The 17,884-nt window shown below is 33.7% G+C and carries 18 protein-coding genes; 13 read left to right on the top strand and 5 right to left on the bottom strand.

The annotated features are described in order from the left end of the window. Positions 1 to 10 precede the first annotated feature (10 nt). Positions 11 to 817 (top strand): glycosyltransferase family 2 protein, encoded by an 807-nt coding sequence (locus ACFSR1_RS02860; protein WP_378289425.1) that lies wholly within the window; start codon positions 11 to 13, stop codon positions 815 to 817. 22 nt (positions 818 to 839) lie between these two features. Beyond that, positions 840 to 1,622, top strand: coding sequence for a lipopolysaccharide kinase InaA family protein (locus ACFSR1_RS02855; RefSeq protein ID WP_378289423.1), 783 nt, complete (start codon positions 840 to 842; stop codon positions 1,620 to 1,622). Here the strand turns inward: ACFSR1_RS02855 and ACFSR1_RS02850 are convergent. After that, positions 1,619 to 2,386 carry a glycosyltransferase family 2 protein gene (locus tag ACFSR1_RS02850; RefSeq protein WP_378289421.1) on the bottom strand — a complete coding sequence of 256 codons (768 nt, stop codon included), beginning with the start codon at positions 2,384 to 2,386 and terminating at the stop codon, positions 1,619 to 1,621. The two genes, ACFSR1_RS02855 and ACFSR1_RS02850, sit on opposite strands and share 4 nt — an antisense overlap. Positions 2,387 to 2,555: 169 nt before the next feature. On the opposite strand from ACFSR1_RS02850, the gene ACFSR1_RS02845 reads away from it, so the two are divergent. Then, the gene (locus ACFSR1_RS02845; protein ID WP_378289683.1) at positions 2,556 to 3,377 is read left to right on the top strand and encodes a glycosyltransferase family 2 protein; all 822 of its coding nucleotides are present in this window, start codon (positions 2,556 to 2,558) and stop codon (positions 3,375 to 3,377) included. A 6-nt stretch (positions 3,378 to 3,383) separates the two neighbouring features. Here the strand turns inward: ACFSR1_RS02845 and ACFSR1_RS02840 are convergent, their stop codons facing one another. Further along, a complete protein-coding gene (locus ACFSR1_RS02840; protein ID WP_378289419.1) occupies positions 3,384 to 4,448 on the bottom strand; it encodes a glycosyltransferase family 9 protein in 1,065 nt (354 codons plus the stop codon). Between the two features lie 77 nt (positions 4,449 to 4,525). Further along, the gene (locus ACFSR1_RS02835) at positions 4,526 to 5,341 is read right to left on the bottom strand and encodes a 2,3,4,5-tetrahydropyridine-2,6-dicarboxylate N-succinyltransferase (protein WP_378289417.1); all 816 of its coding nucleotides are present in this window, start codon (positions 5,339 to 5,341) and stop codon (positions 4,526 to 4,528) included. 126 nt (positions 5,342 to 5,467) lie between these two features. Here ACFSR1_RS02835 and ruvX point away from each other — a divergent pair, with 126 nt between their 5' ends. The 6 genes from ruvX to yidC all read left to right on the top strand — a co-directional run bounded on the left by ruvX (position 5,468) and on the right by yidC (position 11,258). Next, complete coding sequence (ruvX, locus tag ACFSR1_RS02830) at positions 5,468 to 5,878, top strand: Holliday junction resolvase RuvX (protein ID WP_378289415.1); 411 nt, start codon at positions 5,468 to 5,470, stop codon at positions 5,876 to 5,878. 33 nt (positions 5,879 to 5,911) lie between these two features. Next, the gene (locus ACFSR1_RS02825) at positions 5,912 to 6,256 is read left to right on the top strand and encodes a four helix bundle protein (RefSeq protein WP_378289413.1); all 345 of its coding nucleotides are present in this window, start codon (positions 5,912 to 5,914) and stop codon (positions 6,254 to 6,256) included. Positions 6,257 to 6,311: 55 nt separating this feature from the next. After that, positions 6,312 to 6,902 carry a peptide deformylase gene (def, locus tag ACFSR1_RS02820; protein WP_378289411.1) on the top strand — a complete coding sequence of 197 codons (591 nt, stop codon included), beginning with the start codon at positions 6,312 to 6,314 and terminating at the stop codon, positions 6,900 to 6,902. Positions 6,903 to 7,014: 112 nt separating this feature from the next. Continuing rightward, a complete protein-coding gene (locus tag ACFSR1_RS02815) occupies positions 7,015 to 7,434 on the top strand; it encodes a DUF5606 family protein (protein WP_378289409.1) in 420 nt (139 codons plus the stop codon). A 207-nt stretch (positions 7,435 to 7,641) separates the two neighbouring features. Next, the gene (locus tag ACFSR1_RS02810; RefSeq protein WP_378289407.1) at positions 7,642 to 9,285 is read left to right on the top strand and encodes a CTP synthase; all 1,644 of its coding nucleotides are present in this window, start codon (positions 7,642 to 7,644) and stop codon (positions 9,283 to 9,285) included. 89 nt (positions 9,286 to 9,374) lie between these two features. Continuing rightward, positions 9,375 to 11,258 (top strand): membrane protein insertase YidC, encoded by a 1,884-nt coding sequence (yidC, locus tag ACFSR1_RS02805; protein WP_378289405.1) that lies wholly within the window; start codon positions 9,375 to 9,377, stop codon positions 11,256 to 11,258. Positions 11,259 to 11,326: 68 nt separating this feature from the next. Here yidC and ACFSR1_RS02800 read toward each other — a convergent pair whose 3' ends face one another. Beyond that, positions 11,327 to 12,316 (bottom strand): fasciclin domain-containing protein, encoded by a 990-nt coding sequence (locus ACFSR1_RS02800; RefSeq protein WP_378289403.1) that lies wholly within the window; start codon positions 12,314 to 12,316, stop codon positions 11,327 to 11,329. Between the two features lie 255 nt (positions 12,317 to 12,571). Between ACFSR1_RS02800 and ACFSR1_RS02795 the strand changes: the two genes are divergently transcribed. The 3 genes from ACFSR1_RS02795 (at position 12,572) to ACFSR1_RS02785 (ending at position 15,597) form a co-directional block, all read left to right on the top strand. Then, on the top strand, positions 12,572 to 13,264 hold the full coding sequence (locus tag ACFSR1_RS02795) for a toxin-antitoxin system YwqK family antitoxin (RefSeq protein ID WP_378289401.1): 693 nt from the start codon (positions 12,572 to 12,574) through the stop codon (positions 13,262 to 13,264). 152 nt (positions 13,265 to 13,416) lie between these two features. Further along, a complete protein-coding gene (mnmA, locus tag ACFSR1_RS02790; RefSeq protein ID WP_378289399.1) occupies positions 13,417 to 14,604 on the top strand; it encodes a tRNA 2-thiouridine(34) synthase MnmA in 1,188 nt (395 codons plus the stop codon). A gap of 48 nt (positions 14,605 to 14,652) precedes the next feature. Next, a complete protein-coding gene (locus ACFSR1_RS02785; RefSeq protein WP_378289397.1) occupies positions 14,653 to 15,597 on the top strand; it encodes an NAD(P)H-dependent flavin oxidoreductase in 945 nt (314 codons plus the stop codon). A gap of 7 nt (positions 15,598 to 15,604) precedes the next feature. On the opposite strand, the gene ACFSR1_RS02780 is transcribed toward ACFSR1_RS02785, so the two are convergent. Further along, positions 15,605 to 16,891 carry a glycosyltransferase gene (locus tag ACFSR1_RS02780; protein ID WP_378289395.1) on the bottom strand — a complete coding sequence of 429 codons (1,287 nt, stop codon included), beginning with the start codon at positions 16,889 to 16,891 and terminating at the stop codon, positions 15,605 to 15,607. 123 nt (positions 16,892 to 17,014) lie between these two features. Here ACFSR1_RS02780 and mazG point away from each other — a divergent pair, with 123 nt between their 5' ends. Further along, complete coding sequence (gene mazG, locus ACFSR1_RS02775) at positions 17,015 to 17,788, top strand: nucleoside triphosphate pyrophosphohydrolase (protein WP_378289393.1); 774 nt, start codon at positions 17,015 to 17,017, stop codon at positions 17,786 to 17,788. Positions 17,789 to 17,884 lie beyond the last annotated feature (96 nt).

Below are 17,884 nucleotides of genomic sequence, written 5' to 3'. Positions count from 1 at the left end.
ATTTTAAAATATGAAAAACCACCCAAGCGTAGCGTTATTGGTTTCTACGTATAATTGGCCAGAAGCATTGGATTTAGTACTTGGTAGTGTGCTAAAGCAATCTGTTTTACCAACAGAAGTTATCATAGCAGATGATGGTTCTAAAGAGGACACAAGATCTCTGATAAATGATTATAAAAAGATTTTTCCTTTACCACTTCACCATATATGGCACGAGGATAATGGTTTTACTAAGACTATAATTCTTAATAAAGCGATAGCTAAAATTACATCTGATTACATTATACAAATTGATGGGGATATTATTCTGCATCAGCATTTTGTGAAAGACCATTTGAATGCTTGTAGAGACGAAATGTTTCTTTATGGAACAAGAGTTACCATTACCAAAGAAAAGTCTGTACAGTTAATGGCTAAAAAGAAAGCAAATTTGAATATTCTTTCGGGTGGACTCAAAAAACGTATGCGAATGTTGTATTTGCCTTTTGTATATAAAAACAGAAAACCGGATGAAGCTATCTCTACAAAGTTAAGAGGAGCTAATATGTCATATTGGCGAAAAGACGCAATCGAGATCAATGGGTATAATGAAGATTTTTTAGGTTGGGGTTTTGAAGATTATGATTTTGGACAACGGTTAACCTTTTTGGGAGTAATGCCTAAAAGGTTGAAATTTGCAGGAATTTGTTTTCATATCTACCATAAAAAAGCAGTGTTAGAAAACCCAGATAAAGGGAATGAAATTCAAAATAAAACCATAGAAGGTAGAGTGAAAAGGTGCGAAAACGGAATCGATAAGTATTTGAAAGACAAGTAGGTTTTTCTAATTTTATAAAAGTATGCCATACAGATTTGAAGTACATAATTCTAAAATGAACTTAAAACCACTTGTGAAAGAGGCGATTGGTAATTTTGAGAATTATAAGGAAATATTAGGCGATGCAGAACGTAATGTGATTAAAATCGTAGATCTAGAGGATCAGAAATACACTATTAAGTCATTCAAAATTCCTAATATAGTTAATCAGATTGCATATCGTTTTTTTAGGAAATCTAAAGCAGAGCGTTCTTATATGTATGCTAATAAATTGTTGGATTTAGGAATTAAAACACCTTTTCCTATTGCATACGAAATAAAAACTACCGCATTTTTATTTAAAAAGAGCTTTTACGTTAGTGAATTGGTGGAATGTGATTTGACATATCGAGAATTGACTACCGATTTTAGTATTGCGGATCATGAGGATATACTTAGAGCTTTTACTAGATTCACCTATGAATTACATAAGAATGGAGTGAATTTTTTAGACCATTCTCCGGGAAATACTTTAATTGAGAGAACAGGAAATGGATATGAATTTTATTTGGTTGACCTAAATCGAATGGAGTTTGGTGAAATGAGTTTTGAAACCAGAATAAAAAACTTTGCTCGTTTAACGATTCATGAATCAATGATTAAAGTAATGAGCAATGAATATGCAAAATGTACCGGAGAAGAGGAATCAGAAATATTTAAACTTATGTGGCAATACACACAAGAGTTTCAGAATCGCTATCACGGCAAACGCAAATTGAAACGAAAGATCTTCTTCTGGAAAAAGAAGTATAGAGAGGAGGCCTAATTTGAAGGTTTATTGTTCTTTATCAATTCTCTGAGTTTTGAATATTTTAGAAATGTAATATTGGCAGTTTGCACACAAATTACAAAGCCATTAAACCCGTCTAGAAACCCTAACCTTAGAAAATACGCCTTAAAAAAAGCCCAGGTTGGGTTAAGGATGATCTTCCAGATAGGCGCTTTTTTACCAAGCTCGTAATACGAGTGTGCAGAGATAGTGGAGAATTTATCAGTTTTAAGATTGAACTCTTGGTAGGTAGCGTAATTCCAATGTAGGATATCACCTTGTAGTTTTGAAGCGGTTTTTGGATTGGTCAGTTTAAAAGAATCATGTGGATTAATGCCTTGCCATTCTCCTTTCCCTTTTATAAATGCTCTAAGTTTCTTGTCAGGATACCAATCTGAGTGTTTTATCCATTGTCCACAAAAATTATTATATCGATTCATATAATATCCGTCATACTTCCAATTGGATTTTAGTTGAATCAAAGAATCCTGAAGTTCGCAAGATAAGGCTTCATCACCATCTAAAGAGATGATATGATCATAGGAGGCCTGGGTAATGGCAAAGTTCTTTTGTTCGATATATCCTAGAAATTGTTGCTTTATAAATTTGACGTCAAACTGTTTGCATATTTCCTCTGTTTTATCTGTAGAAAAAGAATCTATAACCACAATCTCATCTACAACACCAACCAAAGAAGACAAGCATCGCTCTATTTTTTTTTCTTCATTATACGTGATAATAACAGCTGATAGTTTAACCATTCGGGTTTTTTGTGATGATTGATGTTAAAATTATTTCAAGAATATCCCGTCACATTGAGCGGAGTCGAAATGTATTCCCTATAACAATACTATTTCTCGACTCCGCTCGAAATGACAGTAAATTTTATTTTTGAATAACTTACTCGCAAAAATAACTATTTTTACGGCAATGCAATTACCAGTAATAACAGTCATTATAAGTACGTATAATCAACCACAATGGTTGCAAAAAGTTTTATTAGGTTATGAGTATCAGAGTATCAATAACTTTGAGGTGATTATTGCTGATGACGGTTCAGGAGAAGATACCGAAAAAGTGATCTTAGAATTTTCTAAAAAAGCGAAATTTCCAATAGAACATATCTGGCATGAAGATAAGGGATTTAGGAAGACTGAAATTTTAAATAAGGCAATTCTGGTTGCCAAAGCAGATTATTTGTTGTTTACGGATGGCGATTGCATTCCTAGGCAAGATTTCATTGAAACACATTTGCGATTGAGAAAACCAAATTGGTTCTTATCGGGAGGCTATTTTAAGTTGCCAAAGGATATATCAGAACAAATTTCTAAAGAGGATATAGAAAGTCAAAGATGTTTTGATGTAAATTGGTTAAAACAGCAAGGACTTGCATCTTCATTTAAACTGAATAAATTAACTTCTAAAGGGTTTAAGGAACGTTTTCTTAATTTTATCACTCCTACTAAAGCCACTTGGGACGGTATGAACGTTTCCGGTTGGAAAAAAGATGTTTTGCTAGTTAATGGTTTTGATGAACGTATGCAATATGGGGGAGAGGATAGAGAAATAGGAGAGCGGTTATTTAATTTAGGAATCAAAGCAAAGCAGATAAGATATAGTGCCATCTGTTTACATCTCCACCACGATAGAGGATATGTTCAGCCTGAAATGATCACCAAAAATAACGCGATAAGAAAGGTTACCAAAAAAGATAAAGTAATTAGAACTCCTTTCGGAATTGAAAAAGACTAAAGCAGATTAGAGTTTTAAGTTTTGAAGATAGGATCTTACACTAGGAATAATAAACTCTGTCGAAAAGTTTTTGTATAATTCCAATGCTTTGTCCTTCATTTCTTTTGGAGTTTTATCTCCATATAATTCAGGTTTAAAATCATAAAGATGTACTGAGTCGTGTTTTGCACCATCTTCAAACATATTCCAATCTTTTTTAATAATCCAAGGGGAGAAAATTGTAAAAGTGGGTTTATCAAGAGCTTTGGCCATATTAACTGCTCCACCTTCATTTCCGATTAAGGCATCACAGTGAGAAAGAATCGTAATGAATTCGCGTAAGCTTTTTCCGAATACATTAAAATGAATTTGTTTCTGGGTGTTTCCGGTTGTCAGGTCATAAATAGCTTTAGCATCATTTTCCTGACTTGGAATGTAATTAAATAGAATATTCGCGTTCGTTGTTTCAACAATCTCATCAATAACCTTTGCCATATAGTCAAAAGGTAATGTTTTTCTGATCTCACTACCCAGCACACTAATCATGATAAGAGGTTTCTCAGAGGTAATCTTATTATTTTTTAAATATGATTCTGCTTTATTCTTTTCTTCTTCTGTCAAGAATATTTTTGGTCGAATGATATTAGAGGTGATCTTATCTTCAGGGTATACCAATCTCAATCTATTTTCAATTGCTATAGAAGCATTGGTAACAGGTTCTGGTTTTCTGTAAATAACTTTAGAGTATAAAAATCTAGTGTACCATTTGTAAAAAGATACTTTTTCCGGAGCTTTAGAAAAATAGGAGATGAGGTTACTTTCTAATTTTCCATATGCATCAACAACCAAATCATATTTTGACTTTTTGATTTCTATTAAAAAAGCATAAAACTTTTTTTTGCTATTACGATATTCGTTCTTGAATTCGACAATATGATCGAAAAACGGATTTTCCTGGATAACAGGTTTTGTGCTAGAATTTACGAGATAATCAATAGTAGCATTTGGATGTTCTTTCCTAAGTGCTTCACAAATAATAGTACTGGTAAGCACATCACCGATCATTTTTTGTTGAATGACTAATATTTTCATTTGCAGACCTATTGATTAAAACAATGAGCTTGCCTAAAAAAAAGACAAGCTCACAAGTATACATATTTTATATGTAATTAAACAGCCACATCGTGCTCTCTAAGCGCATCATTAAGCGAAGTCTTTTTGTTGGTACTTTCTTTTCGTTTACCAATAATTAGTGCACAAGGAACGTTATACTCACCTGCAGCGAATTTCTTTGTGTAACTACCAGGAATAACCACCGATCTGGCAGGTACGACTCCTTTGCGTTCTACAGGAGTGTCGCCGGTAACATCAATAATCTTAGTAGAAGCAGTTAATACAACATTTGCACCAAGTACTGCTTCAGTTTCTACACGAACACCTTCAACAACAATACATCTGGATCCTATAAAGGCATTGTCTTCAATAATAACTGGAGCAGCTTGTAATGGTTCCAAAACGCCACCAATTCCAACACCACCACTAAGATGTACATTTTTACCAATTTGTGCACAGCTACCAACAGTTGCCCAAGTATCTACCATGGTTCCTTCATCTACATATGCACCGATATTAACATAACTAGGCATTAAAATGGTACCGGGAGAAATGTAGGAACCGTGACGCGCAACTGCATTAGGAACCACTCGAATTCCCTTTGCTTTATATCCTTTTTTTAGAGGAATCTTGTCATGGTATTCAAAAATACCTGCTTCCAATGTTTCCATTTTCTGGATTGGGAAATAGAGTACCACTCCTTTTTTTACCCATTCATTTACTTGCCATCCACCTTCTATTGGTTCTGCTACACGAAGTTCTCCAGCATCTAATAAGTCTACAACTTTTCTGATAGCATCCTGAGTACTTGATTCTTTTAAAAGCTCTCTATTATCCCAAGCTTTTTCTATGGTTTCTTTTAGTTGGTTCATTTATTAAAAAATTTTCGTAAAGATAACAGCTTCATCGGAAAAACATAGGCTCAATAGATATTTTAGGATACTCTTAATAATTCGTACTATTTTATAATAATGTTATACTTTTGCACAAAATAAAGTATGGCAAGGATTTTGGCAATAGATTATGGAGGAAAGCGATGTGGGATTGCAGTTACAGACGAATCCAAGATCATTGCTTCTGGATTGACAACAGTAGATACTAAGGAGCTATTGAATTGGTTGAAAGAGTATGTCTCAAAAGAAGAAGTAGAATTGTTTGTAGTTGGCGAGCCAAAACGATTGCATGGCGAAGCTTCAGAAAGTGAAAAGCTGATTCAACCGTTTTTAGAAAAATTAGCAAAATTATTGCCTGATATTCCTGTAAAAAGAATGGATGAGCGATTTACGTCTAAAATGGCTTTTGATACTATGATCGCAAGTGGAATATCAAAGAAGAAACGAAGAGATAAAGCATTAGTAGATCAGATTAGCGCAACCATTATACTTCAGGATTATCTTTATAATTTATAAGGAATGTTGTATAATGAATAATATATCCTCAGGATGGATTTAAAGATTAGATCAAAAAACTTTGCGCATCAATGTGTTAAATTAGCATGTAGTCTTCCAGCTAATAAGTTAGGAAAGCACATAGAAGGTCAATTGATAAGATGCTCTACATCAGTTGCTGCAAATTATAGAGCAGTTTGTTTAGCACAGACTAAGAAAGGTTTTGTTTCTAAGTTAAGTATTGTTATTGAAGAGGCAGATGAATGTATTTTTTGGACTGAATTTCTTAGAGATGAAAAATTAATGAATGGAAATGAACTAGAAGAAGTATTAAATGAAGCTAAAGAATTGACTGCAATTTTTATTTCAAGTAGAATAACAGCTTCGAAAAACCTTTAATTATAAATTAATAAATTTGGATTATTCATTATCCAATAAAAAGTATACATTTTAAATGATTTTACCAATTGTAGCATACGGTGATCCGGTATTGAAGAAAAAAGCAAAGGAGATTACAAAAGACTATCCTAAGTTATCAGAATTACTCGAAAATATGTTTGAAACCATGTATAATGCACATGGTGTTGGACTGGCTGCTCCGCAAATTGGAATTCCGATACGCTTGTTTTTAGTAGACGCAGAACCTTTTGCCGATGATGAAGAACTTTCTGAAGAAGAAAGAGAGTTGCTGAAAGGGTTTAAAAAAGTCTTTATTAATGCTACAATCGTTGAGGAAAATGGAGAAGAGTGGTCTTTTTGTGAAGGATGTTTAAGTATTCCTGAGGTTAGAGAAGATGTATTTAGAAAAGAAACGATCAAGATCAATTATTTTGATGAGAATTTCGTAGAATACACAGAAACCTATAGTGGACTTGTAGCAAGGGTTATTCAGCACGAGTATGATCATATTGAAGGAATTTTATTTACAGATAAACTATCCAGCCTTAAAAAACGTTTAATTAAAGGAAAACTTACCAATATTTCTAAGGGTAAGATTACTCCGGAATATAGAATGAGGTTTCCATTAGCTAGAAAAGGGCGTTAATCAAATTTACAAATACCGTTTTAATACGAAGAATTCAATAATAATATATATTGGTGAATGTTTGATTTTTTAAAATGAACTGCGGATATTTGCCAACTTTGAAAAGAAATTTATGAGCTTAGACAAAATATTATCAATTTCTGGTAAACCAGGTTTGTTCGAATTAAAAGCACAAACTCGTAGTGGATTTGTTGCAGAGTCATTGGCTGATGGAAAAAAACTATCAGTGAGTATCCAAAACAATGTAAGTATTCTTAGTGAAATTGCTATCTACACTTTTACAGAAGAAGTTCCTTTAAGAGAGATTTTTAAAAGAATTCAGGATAAGGAAAATGGAGAGCAAGCTATTAGTCATAAGGAATCTAAGAATAAATTAGAAGCATATTTTAGTGAAATATTACCTGATTATGATGAGGATCGAGTGTATGTGAGTGATATGAAAAAAGTGATTCAATGGTATAATATTCTTCAGGCGAAAGGAATTACTGATTTCACCGAGCCAGAAGAGGTAGCTTCTGAAGAGGAAGAATAAAATTTAATTTTATAGTATTAAAATCCTGTCTTTATGAGATAGGATTTTTTTATTTAGAATGTTATGAATTCATTTTCAGTTTTTTACACTGTTAAAGAATTATGGATAAGTTATATGAATATTGCAATGTTTTGAATGTACTGTTTGGGTTCTTCTTTGTATTTTTGCGCAAAATTTAAACACAACCGAACTAATAGTTAAGTTTACATGGCTAATACCAAATATGTTTTTGTAACCGGAGGCGTATCTTCTTCATTAGGAAAAGGAATTATAGCAGCTTCTTTGGCAAAATTGCTTCAGGCAAGAGGATACAGAGTTACGATTCAGAAACTGGATCCATATATTAATGTTGATCCGGGAACATTAAATCCTTATGAGCACGGAGAATGCTATGTAACTGATGATGGCGCAGAAACAGATCTTGATTTAGGACATTACGAGCGTTTTCTTAATACGCCCACGTCACAGGCAAATAATGTAACTACCGGTAGAATTTACCAGAGCGTTATTGAAAAAGAACGTCGCGGCGAATTTCTAGGAAAAACAGTTCAGGTAGTACCGCATATTACAAATGAAATTAAAGAAAGAATTCAGATTCTGGGAAAAAGTGGTGATTACGATATTGTAATTACCGAGATAGGAGGAACTGTTGGTGATATAGAATCTTTACCATATATAGAAGCTGTTCGTCAGCTTAAATGGGAGCTTGGAGATACTAATGCCTTGGTAATTCATCTTACCCTGATACCTTATCTTTCTGCTGCTGGAGAATTGAAAACGAAGCCAACACAACATAGTGTAAAAACCTTAATGGAAAGCGGTATAAAAGCTGATATTTTGGTATGTAGAACAGAACATGAATTATCAGAAGATCTGCGCAGAAAGCTGGCTTTGTTCTGTAATGTAAGGCAAGAGGCCGTTATAGAATCTATTGATGCTTCTACTATTTATGATGTTCCTAATTTGATGTTAGAAGAAGGACTGGATGCGGTAGTATTAAAACAATTAGTACTAAGAGATGATAATGTTCCAGATTTAGATAAATGGAATGATTTTCTGAAGCGACATAAAAATCCAAAATGTGAAGTAACTATCGGTCTTATCGGAAAATATGTAGAATTACAAGATTCTTATAAATCTATTTTAGAAGCTTTTATACATGCCGGCGCAGAAAATGAAGTAAAGGTAAATGTAGAGAGCATACACTCAGAATATATTGATGATGATACTATTGCTAACAAAATTGCACATCTGGATGGTGTGTTAGTGGCTCCTGGATTTGGAGAAAGAGGTATAGAAGGAAAGATAAAAGCAGTACAATACGCAAGAGAAAATAAATTACCTTTTTTTGGTATTTGTTTAGGCATGCAAATGGCGGTTATAGAATACTCACGTAATGTTTTAGGCCTTAAAGATGCCTGTTCTGTAGAAGTTGATGAAAATACAGCTAACCCGGTTATTAGTTTAATGGAAGAGCAGAAGAACATCACGGATATGGGTGGTACAATGAGGCTGGGAGCGTGGGATTGTGAATTAGTCGAAAATAGTAAGGTGTCTGAAGCTTATGGAGTATCTTTAATATCTGAACGCCATCGTCATCGTTATGAATATAATGATCAATATAAAGAACAATTAGAAAAAGCAGGACTTAGAACCACTGGAATTAATCCTAAGACCGGATTAGTGGAGATTATTGAAATTCCAGAACATCCTTGGTTCGTGGGAGTGCAGTATCATCCAGAATATAAGAGTACCGTTGCCAATCCTCATCCACTTTTTGTTGCTTTTGTGAAGGCAGCAGTAGAATATTCTGATTGTAAGAAAGATGCCAAAGTGGCACAAGGATCGTAACTGGCTAGATAATTGACAATAAAAAAAGTATTATAATTTTGGAAAGCCTTTCTTAATAATCATATCTAGGCTTTTTTATACACATATCAATGGAAGAAAAGAAATTTGACCTTAATACAGTAATTGGATTTGTACTGATATTTGGAATTTTTGCGTGGATGTTTTACGTAAATAAACCTACACCCGAAGAGATTGAGGCAGAAAAGGCAAAACAAGAACAAGTTAAAGCTGAACAAAAGACCGAAGAAAATAAAACAACAGAGTTTATAAAAGAAAGTGAAGCTATAGTTGCTAATCCGCAAGATTCGTTAGCATTGGTAGCTGCAAAGTCTCAGTTAGGAGCATTTGCATATGCTGCAAGTTTACCTTCGGCAAAAGAAAATGTTACCAAAATAGAAAACGAAGTTTTAAGTTTAAAGATAAATAACCGCGGTGGTTATATTGAAGAAGCTTTGCTTAAAAATTTCAAAACCTATGATTCAGTTCCTTTGTACTTAATCAAAGATGGAAAAAATGCTTCTTTCAATCTTAATTTTGGAACGACAGACAACAGAATACTAAATACAAAGGATCTGTTTTTTGAGCCGTCAGTTACAAAAAATGGCGACAATACGGTTTTATCTATGAAGCTTAAGGTTTCAGAATCTAAATACCTAGAATATAGATATGAGTTGAAGCCCAATGATTATATGCTAGATTTTACTATAAAGTCGCAAGGCTTACAGCAAGTCTTTAATAGTAGTCAGACAGTTAATTTGGATTGGAAACTACAAGCCATCAGACAAGCAAAAAGTGCTTCTTATGAGAATAGATATACTGATATTCACTATGAGTATGAAGGTGATAAGGATGATTTTACGGGACAAGGTGATTTTGACGAAGATCAAGAAGAACAGGTAAGTTGGGTTGGTTTTAAACAACACTTCTTTACTTCCATATTATTGACGGATACTCCTTTTAAAACAGCAACCTTAGCTTCGAAAAATATAGCTAATACAAGCGAATTAGATGACAAGGATATAAAAGTTACTAAAGAGTTTGCTGCATCAATGCCTTTGGAACTTCAGGGAGGCGAATTGAATTATACTATGAATTGGTATTATGGTCCTACGGATTATAAAATTTTAAGTTCTTATGATCGCAATTTAGATGAGATTGTGCCCTTGGGATGGGGGATTTTTGGAGTGATAAATAGATACATTTTTATTCCGTTTTTTAGTTTTCTAAGCGGTTTCCTTCCGTATGGAATTGCTATTATAGTAATGACCATTGTGGTAAGGATCGTATTATCTCCTGTAACATATAAGTCATACGTTTCTCAGGCCAAAATGAAAATTTTAAGGCCCGAAATAACCGAGATTAATGAAAAGTATAAGGATAATGCTATGAAAAAGCAGCAGGAAACCATGGCTTTATACAGTAAAGCAGGCGCAAGCCCGATGAGTGGTTGTTTGCCGGCTTTAATGCAGATTCCGGTTTTCTATGCATTATTTAACTTTTTCCCAAGTGCTTTTGATTTAAGACAAAAAAGTTTCTTGTGGGCAGATGATTTATCCAGTTATGATACCATAGCAAAATTACCTTTTGAAATTCCTTTTTATGGTGACCATATTAGTTTATTCCCAATTTTAGCCTCTGTAGCGATATTTATTTATATGATGATGACTACGGGTCAGACAATGCAACAACAACAGCCTGGCATGCCTAATATGAAGTTTATCATGTATCTATCTCCGTTGATGATGTTGATTTTCTTTAACAATTATGCGAGTGGATTATCTTTATATTATTTTATTTCGAACTTAATTACTATTGGTATTATGTTAGTGATAAAGAATGTAATTATTGATGAGGATAAAATTCATGCTAAGATTCAGGAGAATAAGAAAAAGCCTAAAAAGCAAGGTAAGTTTCAGACCAAAATGAAACAGTTAATGGAACAGGCCGAACAACAGCAAAAGGCGAAAAAATAATAAATTTGAGATAAATAAAAACCCCGTTTCTAATCAGAAACGGGGTTTTTATTTGGATTGTTCTTATATTAATTCGGAATTATGGTTGGGATAGTTAACAAAACTTTATCAATCACATGAATAACTCCATTTGTAGCCTGCACATCGGTCGCTATAATATTACTGGCATTTGCTGCGTCTGCTCCCTCTGGTCTTACCGTTTTAGCTGATGCATCTATAGTAATTTCTCCCATAAGAGTAGTAACATTGCCATCAGTCAAATCCGCTTCCCTAACGTTAGTACTAGGAATAACGTGAAGATTTAATGCGTTTTGCAAAACGACTTCTGGAATATCTCCAGGAACAGTCCACATATCATTTGTGGCAAGTAACTCGTCAAAAGCGGTATTGTTTGGTGCAAATACTGTGAAAGGTCCATCTCCTTGTAATGTATTTACGTAATCAAAACTATAGGCGGTTAATCCTTCTACAAGTCTTGAGAAATTAGGGTCAGCCGTTGCAAAAGTTGTTACGTCCGGTAATCCTATTACCGCATCTATTTTATGTATAATACCATTTGATGCGGCGATATCTGGTGTCGTTACCGTTGCTCCTCCGTTAAAAACTACTCCGTTGGAGGTATTATAATACATACTTATAGTACTACCATTTGGGCCCGCAGTAGAAGATGTTTGCGTGTAACCAGCTCCATTGTTGGTAAGCATAGTCGAACTTACTTCACCTGGGATTACATGGTTTAATAAAATTTGTTGTAACTGATCCGTTGGAACCGCATTAATGTCGGCATAATTATTTGCAGTAAGAAATGCTTGCACTGCGGCATCCGTAGGAGCTAATACAGTAAAAGGCCCAGCTCCACTTAACACAGATACTAAATCCCCATCAGCTGCAGCAAGTGCAGATACTAATAATGATAAGTCTGTATCTGCTGTAGCAGTCACCACTATGTTATCACCGGGAATAATGATATTACCGTCATCATCATCACTACAAGATGAGACCCCTAATACTAATGCAGCAATAATAGCTACATTGACAATCTTTGAAATAATTTTCATGTTTTTGAGTTTTAAAAGTTATTATTTGTTCAGGTGTTTAACGTAATTCTCTTTTTACATATTTCCAATAATTTGTTAAACAAAAGTTAACAATGAGTAGTTTTAATATAGCTTAATTGTTTTTTATGAAGTTTTAATGATTTTTTTGTAAGATTTTTTTCATAAAATAGATTTGAAATTTTCTTTTGATTGTATTTTTTTAGAATATTGGTATGCTTTTTGGAATATGAAGTTATCAAATAATTAGAATAAACTATGCGAAATAGATTTTTGTTTTTCTTTTTCTTTTTTGTTTGTGGGATTACAATGGTTAATGCTCAGCAGTTTAATCTGTTTGATGCTGAAGGTAAGAGACATGGAAAATGGCAAAAGAAGTATCCAAATAGTGACCAATTGCGCTATGAGGGGACTTTTGATCATGGAAAAGAAATAGGTGAGTTTAAATTTTACAAGCCTAGTAGTGGAAAATCTCCCACAGCGATTAAAGTATTTTCCAAAAACACGGATACAGTAAACGTAAAATATTTTACTGAGAAAGGCAAGGTAATTAGCGAAGGTAATATGATTGGCAAAGAAAGAGTTGGTGTATGGACATATTATCATAATGGATCGACTAAAATAATGATGACCGAGGAGTATAGTCTAGGAAAATTACATGGAGAACAAAAAACATATTTCGAAAATGGACAGTTAACCGAAAAGACAACATATCAAGAAGGTAAAAAAGAAGGTAAACGATTTATGTACTCAGATAAAGGTACGGTTATTAAAGAGTTTACATATGAAAATGACCAATTACACGGAATTACTAAATATTATGATGCGCAGGGAAAGGTGAAAATTGAAGGGAATTATAAGCGAGATCGTAAAGATGGAATTTGGAAATACTATGAAAATGGTAAGCTAAAGGAGCAAAAACGATTTCCTGTTAGTAAGAGAGGTTCTTAATATCAATTTTAAATAGAAACAGATAGAAAAAGCTTTAAGCAATGCATTAGCATTGCTTTTTTTATTTGTTATTTTTGTACACAATTTAAAAACGGTGATGCTGTTATTTTTGGTTTTAAACCAAAGTTAAAAATACAGACAAAATAATAGTAATGAAAAGAGTTATTGTAGGTTTATCGGGTGGAGTGGATTCTAGTGTAGCAGCATATCTATTAAAAGAACAGGGATATGAGGTGATAGGTCTTTTTATGAAAAATTGGCATGATGATTCGGTAACGATCTCGGATGAGTGCCCCTGGTTAGATGATAGTAATGATGCTTTGTTGGTTGCCGAAAAATTAGGGATTCCGTTTCAGACCGTAGATCTAAGTGAAGAGTATAAAGAACGTATTGTAGATTACATGTTCAATGAGTATGAAAAAGGCAGGACTCCAAATCCGGATGTTTTATGTAATCGTGAAATCAAGTTTGATGTTTTCTTAAAAATAGCATTGTCTTTAGGAGCAGATTATGTAGCTACCGGACACTATTGCAGAAAAGATACGATCATCAAGGAAGGTAGAGAAATTCACCGCTTGTTGGCAGGAAAAGACCCTAATAAAGACCAATCATATTTTTTATGTCAGTTGTCACAGGATCAATTGGCAAAAACACTTTTCCCTGTTGGAGAGTTGTTAAAACCTGAAGTTAGAGAAATAGCAAAACAGCAAGATCTTGTAACCGCTGATAAAAAGGATTCTCAGGGATTGTGCTTTATCGGAAAAGTTCGGTTGCCAGAATTTCTACAGCAAAAATTACAACCTAAACAAGGAGATATTATTGAGATTCCTGCTACAGAAGAAATATATAATAAAACGTTTCCAAAGTTTAATTCTAAAAGGGAAGAGTTAGCATTTCTATCTTCAAAATACACCTATGATATCAATGATGGTAAAGTAGTAGGTAAACATCAAGGTGCACATTATTACACAAAAGGACAAAGAAAAGGTCTTGCTGTCGGGGGAACGCCAGAACCACTTTTTGTTATTGAAACTGATGTAAAAACAAACGTTATTTATACGGGACAAGGTAAAAGCCATCCTGGTTTGTATAGAAAAGCACTTTTTATAAGTAATGAAGAATTACACTGGGTACGAGAAGATCTAAAGCTAGATGTAGATGAAGAATTGACTGTTATGGCCAGAATACGATATAGACAACCTTTAGATAAAGCAACCTTATATCAAGTAGATTCAGGTATGTATGTAGTTTTCGAAAATGATCAGAGTGCCATTACCGAAGGTCAATTCGTTGCCTGGTATATAGAAGATGAATTAGTAGGATCTGGAGTAATTTCATAATTTTTAAACAGATACCTCACCTAACATAGTTAAGACATCAAAATACTAATGAATAAAGTCAAAGAACTCTTTAATATACAATATCCTATTATTCAAGGTGGGATGATTTGGGCAAGTGGATGGAAACTTGCAAGTGCAGTAAGTAATTCTGGTGGTTTGGGCCTTATCGGGGCGGGTTCAATGTACCCGGATGTTTTACGAGAGCATATACAGAAATGTAAAAAAGCAACAGATAAGCCTTTTGGGGTTAATGTTCCTATGTTATATCCCAATCTTCAGGAAATTATTGAGATTATTATAGAAGAAGGAGTAAAGATTGTTTTTACGTCTGCAGGAAATCCAAAAACCTACACCTCTTACCTAAAAGAGAAAGGAATCACTGTAGTTCACGTGGTCAGTAGTCTGAAATTTGCACTAAAAGCACAAGATGCTGGCGTAGACGCGGTGGTTGCCGAAGGTTTTGAAGCTGGAGGTCATAACGGAAGAGATGAAACTACTACTTTGACCTTAATTCCGATGGTTGAAGAGAAAATAAATATACCCCTAATTGCTGCTGGTGGTATTGCATCCGGAGCATCTATGTTTGCAGTGATGGCTTTAGGAGCAGATGGAGTTCAGATAGGGAGTAGATTTGTAGCAAGCGAAGAAGCTTCTTCTCATATAGACTTTAAAAAAATGGTGGTGGACGCTAAAGAAGGAGATACTCATCTTACATTAAAAGAGCTAGCACCTGTAAGAATGCTTAAAAATAAATTTTATCAGGATGTAGCAGCTTTATATGCTAAAGGAACATCTATAGAAGAGCTTAAAACGTTATTAGGACGTGCCAGAGCAAAACGAGGAATGTTCGAAGGTGATTTGGTTGAAGGCGAACTTGAGATTGGACAAGTTTCTGGTTTAATTCACGATATTAAACCTGCAGCGAAAATCATAGAAGATTTAATGAATGATTTTGAAACGACCCGACAAAAAATGAGTGAAGTCAAATTTTGACCCACAGTTACTGAGATATAAGATTTTGGATATGTTGTTCACATATTTTTAAAGTATCATAAGTAGCAAGCTTCCTTTGGATATTTTTAATATTTATATGGTAGGATTTTGTATTCATAATTTTGTTAACAGCATTTTGAATTGAAACCACTCGTGGTTTTTCTGTATTTAGATTAATAGCTATTTCAGAATAATCCATGCGTGCACAAATTTCATTTTTCCCTTCATTAATTCCCGCCATGACCATTGGTAACCCATTTTTGATACTTTGCATTGTACTTCCATAACCTCCATTAGTAATAAAAATATCGGCAAGTGGCATAACAGTATCATACGATATGTAGTCTTCGATATAAATATGGTTTTGAGGATAAGACATTTTTAAGGATTTGGTATCGTTATATCCTGTTGCTACAAGAATATTGTAATTAGAATCTTTAAATGCTTCTAATGTTGGTATGATTAATTTTTTGTTGTTTTTATCAACAGTTCCCTGAGATACTAGGATGGTCTTTTTTGATAAATCCAGAATATTTTTCCAATCTTTCTTTGCTTTTTTAGATTTGCTATTCCAGGTATTTAATGCTCCTACATACTTTATAGATTCAGGGATAAAATGTCTTGGGTAGTCTAGTTCTGGTATACCACTTTGTAAAAATAAATCAGATTTTAAAGGAGCCGCATCAAAAATATTATGGTTCTCTTCTGGCAAGCCTAAAGATTTTAATAGATTATTATAAGAAATCTTAATATCATTAAAAATAAGTTTATCCGCCATTAACTTGATGAAGTTTTGTTTTCTTTTAGCTAAAAAAGTAGATGCAGGTTGGTGACCTAATCCATATTGTGGTAGATCTGGAGATGAAAGCGTTAAAGGGTCAACCCCGATACTCACCGCTAGGGTATTTAGTTTGTCCTTGATTATTGTACCAGGAAAAGCATTGTCACATATCACTATATCAAAAGGGAAGGATGTTGATAGTTCTGCTATATCTTCATAATAATCTTTAATTCTATTAATAAATAAGTTAATGATATCGAATTTGATATGAGATACACCTTTTAATTTTTTACGCTCAGGATATGCTTCATCTAATTCAGAAATTTTAATTTCTTTTGCTTTTCGGAAAGGGATATATGGGACACCCATTTGTTTTAGTTTACCCTCATAAGCCTTGCCGGTATACCATCGTACATCGTGACCTTTCTCTTTGAGATATACTGCCAACTCAGTCATTGGATTAAAATGTCCGTCTGCAGGGATACTTGCAAAAAGAATTTTTAGTGAAGCCATCTGATAAACTTATTTTATTTCATTTTTAAAAAGTCAAAGCTATACTTTTTTCTAATAAAATTACTTTTATTATCAAATTATAGGTTGCATCTTGTTATCCTTATTTTTATACAAACAACGGCTATGAATTCAAGAGAAAATCAACTAAAGGCTTTTGATCGATTACTTACTATAATGGATGAATTGCGTGAGCAATGTCCTTGGGATAAAAAGCAGACCCTACAATCATTACGTCATCTTACTATAGAGGAAACCTATGAATTAGGAGATGCCATTTTGGATAATGATCTTGATGAAGTTAAAAAGGAGTTAGGAGATCTGTTGTTGCATATTGTTTTTTATGCCAAAATTGGAAGCGAAACAAAGGATTTTGATATAGCCGATGTGGCTAACGAAATATGCGAAAAACTTATAAGTCGTCATCCACACATTTATGGGGATGTCAAAGTAATTGACGAAGAAGATGTGAAGCGAAACTGGGAAAACTTAAAACTGAAAGAAGGTAAGAAAAGTGTTTTGGAAGGAGTTCCAAAATCTTTACCAGCTTTAGTAAAAGCCAGCAGGATACAAGACAAAGTTGCCGGAGTAGGATTTGATTGGGAAGAACCGCAACAAGTATTTGAGAAATTACAAGAAGAATTGGCAGAATTACAACACGAAATTGAGGAGCATAATCAAGATAAAATTGAATCAGAATTTGGAGATGTCTTGTTCTCAATGATCAATTATGCCCGTTTTTTGAAAATCAATCCCGAAGATGCATTGGAGCGAACCAATAAGAAGTTCATTAAGCGATTTCAATATTTAGAAGAAAAGGCGAAAGAAAAAAGCAAAAGTTTAAAAGAAATGACATTGGCAGAAATGGATGTCTTTTGGGAAGAAGCCAAAAAATTATAGTACATTTCGATACATTGGTTCAGGTTTTTATTTTTCAAATGAAATAGTAATAAAAATATCTTAGAAGAGCCATTATTGACATTTTTTTACAGTTTA

The sequence above is a fragment of the Aquimarina rubra genome (assembly GCF_042684305.1).
GTDB lineage: Bacteria > Bacteroidota > Bacteroidia > Flavobacteriales > Flavobacteriaceae > Aquimarina > Aquimarina rubra.
Note: the sequence above shows the minus strand (reverse complement) of the source record. Positions and strands in the feature narration are given on the sequence as shown.

Coding starts and splice junctions, on each gene's coding strand:
- ACFSR1_RS02860 (WP_378289425.1), top strand. CDS start 11: ATGAAAAACCACCCAAGCGTAGCGTTATTGGTTTCTACGTATAATTGG.
- ACFSR1_RS02855 (WP_378289423.1), top strand. CDS start 840: ATGCCATACAGATTTGAAGTACATAATTCTAAAATGAACTTAAAACCA.
- ACFSR1_RS02850 (WP_378289421.1), bottom strand. CDS start 2,386: ATGGTTAAACTATCAGCTGTTATTATCACGTATAATGAAGAAAAAAAA.
- ACFSR1_RS02845 (WP_378289683.1), top strand. CDS start 2,556: ATGCAATTACCAGTAATAACAGTCATTATAAGTACGTATAATCAACCA.
- ACFSR1_RS02840 (WP_378289419.1), bottom strand. CDS start 4,448: ATGAAAATATTAGTCATTCAACAAAAAATGATCGGTGATGTGCTTACC.
- ACFSR1_RS02835 (WP_378289417.1), bottom strand. CDS start 5,341: ATGAACCAACTAAAAGAAACCATAGAAAAAGCTTGGGATAATAGAGAG.
- ruvX (WP_378289415.1), top strand. CDS start 5,468: ATGGCAAGGATTTTGGCAATAGATTATGGAGGAAAGCGATGTGGGATT.
- ACFSR1_RS02825 (WP_378289413.1), top strand. CDS start 5,912: ATGGATTTAAAGATTAGATCAAAAAACTTTGCGCATCAATGTGTTAAA.
- def (WP_378289411.1), top strand. CDS start 6,312: ATGATTTTACCAATTGTAGCATACGGTGATCCGGTATTGAAGAAAAAA.
- ACFSR1_RS02815 (WP_378289409.1), top strand. CDS start 7,015: ATGAGCTTAGACAAAATATTATCAATTTCTGGTAAACCAGGTTTGTTC.
- ACFSR1_RS02810 (WP_378289407.1), top strand. CDS start 7,642: ATGGCTAATACCAAATATGTTTTTGTAACCGGAGGCGTATCTTCTTCA.
- yidC (WP_378289405.1), top strand. CDS start 9,375: ATGGAAGAAAAGAAATTTGACCTTAATACAGTAATTGGATTTGTACTG.
- ACFSR1_RS02800 (WP_378289403.1), bottom strand. CDS start 12,316: ATGAAAATTATTTCAAAGATTGTCAATGTAGCTATTATTGCTGCATTA.
- ACFSR1_RS02795 (WP_378289401.1), top strand. CDS start 12,572: ATGCGAAATAGATTTTTGTTTTTCTTTTTCTTTTTTGTTTGTGGGATT.
- mnmA (WP_378289399.1), top strand. CDS start 13,417: ATGAAAAGAGTTATTGTAGGTTTATCGGGTGGAGTGGATTCTAGTGTA.
- ACFSR1_RS02785 (WP_378289397.1), top strand. CDS start 14,653: ATGAATAAAGTCAAAGAACTCTTTAATATACAATATCCTATTATTCAA.
- ACFSR1_RS02780 (WP_378289395.1), bottom strand. CDS start 16,891: ATGGCTTCACTAAAAATTCTTTTTGCAAGTATCCCTGCAGACGGACAT.
- mazG (WP_378289393.1), top strand. CDS start 17,015: ATGAATTCAAGAGAAAATCAACTAAAGGCTTTTGATCGATTACTTACT.